Genomic DNA, 5,566 nt, shown 5'->3' on the forward strand with positions numbered 1-5,566 from the left:
CCACTAAAGTCAGCTGTCCTTCCCATCATTTTCATGACGGGGTTACGGCTGAGACGCCATGGCCGTTTTCTGTGCCAAAGAAAGGGGTGAAGGCATGGCAGACAATTCGCCGATTCACGGCAGGATTACACTATTGAGTGGTGATAGGATGAGCGAAAATATCCGGTTGGCCACGCTGGAGGACGCAGAGAAATTGCTGGCTCTTACACTGGAGGCGTATGCACCTGCCCTGCAGCTGGGCATTCTGTTCCCGGCTGCCAAAGCAGACCTTAAGATGGTCAAACATAATATTACGAGCAATACGTGCTTTGTGATGGAGAATGAGCAGGGCATTATCGCAACCATTACGCTAGGAAATTTCGAAGAAGTAAAAAAAGTGACCGATCTGCCCTACATCTGCTGGTTCGCTGTAGCTCCCGCGTATAAAGGTAGAGGAATCGGAAACCGGCTCCTTACCTGGCTTGAAGAAACAATTATTCGAGATACGCTGGGGGCGCCCGGTGCTGTATTAGCGACGGCCGAACGTCATCCGTGGCTGATTCCGATGTACGAGCGCAAGGGATACGAACGGTTCTACGAATACCATGAAGAAGGGCTGGGACAGGTTGTCTTTTTAAGAAAAGTGTTACATTCAAAGCACTATGCAGGGAGGTAGCCTGATGACTCGAAAAAGACAGATAAAATTATCCGCCTTTTTGGTGGGAACGGGTATGCATGTGGCCTCATGGAGACATCCACATGCGCAGGCGGATGCTAGCATCGATATCGACTATTATAAAAAACTGGCGCAAATTGCTGAAAAAGGGAAATTTGATATGGTTTTTATCGCAGACAGTCTGGCTATTAATGAAGAATCCCACGTGAATATTTTAAACAGGTATGAACCGATTACCCTTATTACCGCTCTGGCAGGGGCTACTTCAAAAATAGGGGTCGTCGCCACCGCTTCCACTTCGTATACCGAGCCGTTCAATCTTGCCCGTATGCTTATGTCCGCCGATCATATAAGCAAAGGACGGGTGGGGTGGAATATTGTGACGACAAGAGATTTATCCGGCAATACGGCTTTGAATTTCGGACGGGAAGAGCATTACGATCACAGCCTGCGGTACGAGCGGGCGAAGGAGTTTGTCGAAGTAGTTAAAGGGTTGTGGGACTCGTGGGAAGATGATGCCTTTGTGCGGGATAAAGAAAATGATCAATTTTTTGATCGGAACAAACTGCACCGCATCAATTATCAGGGCGCTTTTTTCTCCGTCCAGGGTCCGCTGAATATTGCGCGCTCCCGGCAGGGACATCCCGTATTTGTACAGGCGGGCAACTCAGAAGCGGGACAGAACTTTGCCGCGAACACGGCAGAAGTTGCTTTTTCCATTAAATACGGGATAGAAGACGCAAAAGAGTATTATCGATCCTTCAAAAGTAAGGTGGCAAATGCCGGCCGCTCTCCTGATGATGTGTATGTGCTGCAGGGCATTTCTCCAATCATTGCGGAAACGGAAGAAGAAGCGAAGCAGAAATTTGTGTATCTCGAGTCGCTCATTACTGAGAAAAAAGCGCTGGGTTTTCTGGCGGATTATTTTAAAGGCGTTGATTTTACGGGACTGACGCTTGATTCAAGAGCGTCTGACATTGGACTGGGCAATCTCCCGGAGACGAAATCTGATTATAAAAAACATCAGCCTATCATCGCCAGGGAAGATATTACGCTCAGAGAGGTGTATTCCGTACTGACCGGCTCTTTTACAGACCCGGATTTGATCGGTACACCTGAAAAAATAGCGAATACGCTTGAAAAATGGTTCACAGAAAGAGCGGCAGACGGCTTTATGCTAATGGCTCCGCTTCTTCCGGACGGCCTGGAGGACTTTGTACATTATGTTGTACCGATTCTGCAGGAGCGGGAACTGTTCCGCACCGAATATGAAGGCGATACGCTGCGGGAGCATTTCAATTTGCCAAAACCAGAAAATCGCTTTGCACAGGAAAGCCGGCGGGTGGGTACATGATCGTTATTAAAAATTTGAACAAAGCATACAGAACTGCAACAAATACAGTAACAGCACTGGAGAATATTAATCTGGAAATTCAAAAAGGGGATATTTTCGGCATTATCGGGTTTAGCGGAGCGGGGAAATCGACGCTCATCCGCTGCCTCAATCGACTGGAAGAACCCGATTCTGGCAGCATTGAGATTGAAGGCAGAATCATTACGGAATTAAACCATAAAGAGCTGCAGCAGGCACGGCAAAAAATCGGCATGATTTTTCAGCAGTTCAATCTTCTGGATGCGAAGACGGTCTTCGAAAATATTGCATTCCCGTTAAAAGTTGCGGGACATTCAAAGCCGTACATCAGGCAGCGGGTTAGGGAGATGCTGGAGCTTGTCGGATTGCCTGACAAAGAGAATGCCTATCCCTCCCAGTTGAGCGGGGGACAGAAACAGCGGGTCGGCATCGCCCGGGCGCTGGTCAATAATCCGGATGTACTTCTCTGCGATGAAGCGACTTCAGCGCTTGATCCACAGACGACGCATTCGATTCTGGAGCTGCTTCAGGATATTAATCGCAAGCTGAATCTAACGATTGTGCTTATTACGCACGAGCTGGATGTGCTGCAGCATATTTGCCGTAATATGGCCGTTATCGAGAATGGAAGAATTGTAGAAAGGGGTTCGGTTGATAAGTTTTTCTTGAATCCGGAAAGTGACACGGCAAAGCGATTTGTCAGCATCATTGAACATTACCGCAACAAGCGAAATGTTATAGAGGGCATGGGGGCAGGGATATGAGAGACGATTTGCTTGGTTTGCTCTGGAAAGGGCTTTGTGAAACGCTGTATATGGTATTCTGGGGATCATTATTCGCGTTTATTCTGGGCATTACGCTTGGAGTGACGATGGTTGTCACTGAAAAGGGAAATATTCTTGAAGCGCCCAAGCTCAACCGGATCATCGGTACGATTATTAACAGCATCCGCTCCCTTCCTTTCATTATATTGGTGGTGTTGCTTCTTCCTCTGGCACGCTTGCTCATAGGCACGACGTTAGGTCCGACAGCCGCCATCCTGTCGCTTTCGATTGGCGCGGCTCCTTTTCTCGGGCGCATTATTGAAAATTCGTTGAAGGAGGTGAGCATAGGGAAAATCGAAGCCGCGAAAGCAATGGGTGCTTCGAATGTTACGATTATTTTTAACGTGCTCATTCCCGAGGCGCTGCCGGCACTTGTGCGCGCGACAACCATCGGCATCATCGGCATTATTGAATTTACAGCTATAGCGGGCGCAATCGGTGCAGGTGGCCTGGGCAGTCTGGCTGTTCGCTTCGGCTATCAGAGATTCCGGGAAGATGTTCTGTTTTCAACCGTCCTGTTAATTATTATTCTCGTTCAAGTCATTCAATGGACAGGTGATTACATTGCGAGATATATAAATAGGAAGCGATACAAATTTGAGTAGGAAAATAAAAAATAGGAGTGCTGCATATGGCTAAAAAAAGTATAGGAATTATTACATCTTTATTGATTATTTTAAGTATTTTCGTTGCAGGATGCGGAGCCACGAAAAGCAGTGAAACGTCTGGCTCAAATGCCAGCGCCCAGGGCAATGCGGAAGAAAAAACTGACAAACAGGAAGTTACGCTGAAAGTGGGAGCGGCGGCTGTGCCGCACGCGGAAATCCTCGATTTTATTAAACCAAAGTTGAAGGAAGAAGGCGTTAATCTGGAAGTTGTCGTGCTCGATGATGAAGTGCAGTTAAATCCAGCCCTGCAGGACAAACAAATTGACGCGAACTATTTCCAGCACGTCCCATATCTTGGTTCTGTCAAAAAAGAAAAAGGGTATGACTTTGTTCCAGTAACGAAAGTTCACGTAGAACCGATCGCTTTCTATTCAGACAAAGTGAAATCAAAGGATGAACTTAAAGAAGGCGCGAAAATCGGCATTCCAAACAACCCGTCGAATGAATACAGAGCGCTGGCTCTGCTACAGCAGCAGGGGTTAATTAAACTGCGGGACGGTATTACAACCTATGAAGCGACACCGCAAGACATCGTGGACAATCCAAAGAAACTGGAATTCGAGGAAGTCGAAGCTCCAACGCTGGTAAGATCCCTGCCGGATCTTGACGGCGCGATTATCAATACGAATATTATTCTGGAAGCCAAGATTGATCCAAATACAGCTTTGTTCCGAGAAGACAAAGACTCACCTTACGCCAATGTAATTGTTGTCCGTAAAGGAGACGAGAACCGGGACGAAATCAAAAAACTCGATGCTGCTTTGACATCTCCGGAAGTAAAAAAATTCATCGAGGACAAATATGGAGTTGCAGTCGTTCCTGCATTCTAAAAAATGATAGAAACATACAATTAAATTTAATATCAATACTTTAAATGATAGATGTGTTGACCAGACCACTGGAGACCAAATTTATTTTCAAAATAAATTTGGTCTTTTTTATGGACCAGCACATCGGATAAGGAGGAAAGAACATGGGAAATAAGCTATTAAAATTCGACACACTGCAGGTGCACGCAGGGCAAAGTCCAGATCCGGCAACAGGAGCGCGAGCTGTGCCAATTTATCAGACTACCTCATTTATTTTTGAGAATACAGAGCATGCAGCCACCTTATTCTCTCTGGAGGAAGTTGGAAATTTATACACCCGCACAGGCAATCCGACTACAGATGTGTTGGAGCAACGCATTGCGGCGCTGGAGGGAGGGGTGGGCGCATTGGCGGTTGCGTCCGGCGCGGCGGCTGTCACGTACTCGATTTTAAATCTTGCCGGAACCGGGGATGAAATTGTGGCGGCCAGCACATTATACGGCGGCACCTATAACCTGTTTTCGATTACGCTCCCAAAACTGGGAATTCGTACGACATTCGTAGACCCCGATGATCCGGAAAATTTCCGGAAAGCCATAAATGACCGAACGAAGGCTGTCTATATCGAAAGCATTGGGAATCCGGGAATCAACATTATTGATATCCGGGCGGTTGCCGATATTGCCCACGAATACGGCGTTCCGTTAATTGTAGACAATACTTTCGGCACGCCATATCTGATTAAGCCGTTTGAGCACGGGGCGGATATTGTTGTCCATTCTGCTACGAAGTTTATCGGTGGACACGGCACCTCCATCGGTGGCCTGCTCGTTGACAGCGGAAATTTCGATTGGGCAACCAGCGGCCGATTCCCTGAATTCACAGAACCGGATCCAAGCTACGGCGGGCTTCGTTATGAGGAAACGTTCGCTCCTGCCGCCTATATTACAAAAGCGCGCGTGCAGTACCTGCGGGATACCGGCGCAGCCATCAGCCCGTTCAATTCATTCCTGTTCCTGCAGGGGCTTGAAACGCTATCGCTCCGCGTAGAAAAACATGTATCCAACACGAAAAAAGTCGTGGAATTTTTATCAAATCATCCGCAGGTTGCATGGATCAACTACCCCGGCTTACCGGGAAACAAATATTATGATCTGGCGCAAACGTACTTCCCGAAAGGAGCCGGTTCGATTTTTACCTTCGGGATTAAGGGGGGAGCGGAAGCAGGCAAAACATTT

The 5,566-nt window shown here is 47.3% G+C and carries 6 protein-coding genes; all 6 read left to right on the plus strand.

The genetic code is table 11. From position 1 onward, the window contains the following. Positions 1–94: 94 nt before the first annotated feature. Entirely contained in the window at positions 95–655 is a 561-nt protein-coding gene (locus tag ADA01nite_RS09350) for a GNAT family N-acetyltransferase (RefSeq protein ID WP_246147278.1), read from the plus strand. Positions 656–659: 4 nt separating this feature from the next. Continuing rightward, complete coding sequence (locus ADA01nite_RS09355) at positions 660–2,009, plus strand: LLM class flavin-dependent oxidoreductase (RefSeq protein WP_146809693.1); 1,350 nt, start codon at positions 660–662, stop codon at positions 2,007–2,009. Continuing rightward, positions 2,006–2,791, plus strand: a complete 786-nt coding sequence (locus ADA01nite_RS09360; RefSeq protein ID WP_146809694.1) for a methionine ABC transporter ATP-binding protein — start codon at positions 2,006–2,008, stop codon at positions 2,789–2,791. The genes ADA01nite_RS09355 and ADA01nite_RS09360 overlap by 4 nt, the downstream gene beginning before the upstream one ends. Next, positions 2,788–3,456 carry a methionine ABC transporter permease gene (locus ADA01nite_RS09365; protein WP_146809695.1) on the plus strand — a complete coding sequence of 223 codons (669 nt, stop codon included), beginning with the start codon at positions 2,788–2,790 and terminating at the stop codon, positions 3,454–3,456. The genes ADA01nite_RS09360 and ADA01nite_RS09365 overlap by 4 nt, the downstream gene beginning before the upstream one ends. A gap of 26 nt (positions 3,457–3,482) precedes the next feature. Further along, positions 3,483–4,349 (plus strand): MetQ/NlpA family ABC transporter substrate-binding protein, encoded by an 867-nt coding sequence (locus ADA01nite_RS09370; RefSeq protein ID WP_146809696.1) that lies wholly within the window; start codon positions 3,483–3,485, stop codon positions 4,347–4,349. Between the two features lie 143 nt (positions 4,350–4,492). Next, the coding region (locus ADA01nite_RS09375; RefSeq protein ID WP_146809697.1) for an O-acetylhomoserine aminocarboxypropyltransferase/cysteine synthase family protein at positions 4,493–5,566 on the plus strand (1,074 nt) is incomplete at its 3' end.

The sequence above is a fragment of the Aneurinibacillus danicus genome (assembly GCF_007991215.1).
Lineage (GTDB): Bacteria > Bacillota > Bacilli > Aneurinibacillales > Aneurinibacillaceae > Aneurinibacillus > Aneurinibacillus danicus.

Excerpts from the sequence above, each read along its gene's own strand:
- ADA01nite_RS09350 (WP_246147278.1), top strand. The coding sequence starts at position 95 with ATGGCAGACAATTCGCCGATTCACGGCAGGATTACACTATTGAGTGGT.
- ADA01nite_RS09355 (WP_146809693.1), top strand. The coding sequence starts at position 660 with ATGACTCGAAAAAGACAGATAAAATTATCCGCCTTTTTGGTGGGAACG.
- ADA01nite_RS09360 (WP_146809694.1), top strand. The coding sequence starts at position 2,006 with ATGATCGTTATTAAAAATTTGAACAAAGCATACAGAACTGCAACAAAT.
- ADA01nite_RS09365 (WP_146809695.1), top strand. The coding sequence starts at position 2,788 with ATGAGAGACGATTTGCTTGGTTTGCTCTGGAAAGGGCTTTGTGAAACG.
- ADA01nite_RS09370 (WP_146809696.1), top strand. The coding sequence starts at position 3,483 with ATGGCTAAAAAAAGTATAGGAATTATTACATCTTTATTGATTATTTTA.